A 400-nucleotide genomic window follows, 5' to 3' on the forward strand; every position below is an offset into this window, starting at 1 on the left:
ACGAAACCGCGGCCGCGGAATCAGAGTCCCGGATTGACGACGGCTCGGCGGTTCCGCCGCCGCATCAACCCGCGGGCAAGCCCGGCGCGATCCGCAGCTTGCGCAGCGACCGGTCGCATCGGGACCAGTAGTCGGAGGGACGTCGTGGACACTGCGAATCGGCAGAGTCATGCGGCTCGGATCAGGATTTCGCCTCGCCCGCCGGCGATCAGGTCGCCGTTGTAGAGGTCACAGGACGCAGTCAGCAGCTCGCCGGGGACCGAAAAATCGAGTTGGCGGAGCTGCCGGGGGATCAGCGGCAGCACTTCAGGCTGGTAGCGGCAAGCGCGGCGGAAAGTGGGAAGGAGGGGGGGCCCTTCGGGACCGAGCAACGCGATCGTGCCCCGTTTCATGCCGGCAC

Annotated in this window: 1 protein-coding gene; it reads right to left on the bottom strand. The window is 68.0% G+C overall.

The window, feature by feature from the left end; all coding sequences use genetic code 11:
• Positions 1-167 precede the first annotated feature (167 nt).
• The coding region (locus I6F37_RS43235) for a hypothetical protein (protein WP_225154869.1) at positions 168-400 on the bottom strand (233 nt) is incomplete at its 5' end.

Source organism: Bradyrhizobium sp. NBAIM08, assembly GCF_020193935.1.
In the GTDB taxonomy this organism is placed as follows: Bacteria; Pseudomonadota; Alphaproteobacteria; order Rhizobiales; family Xanthobacteraceae; genus Bradyrhizobium; species Bradyrhizobium yuanmingense.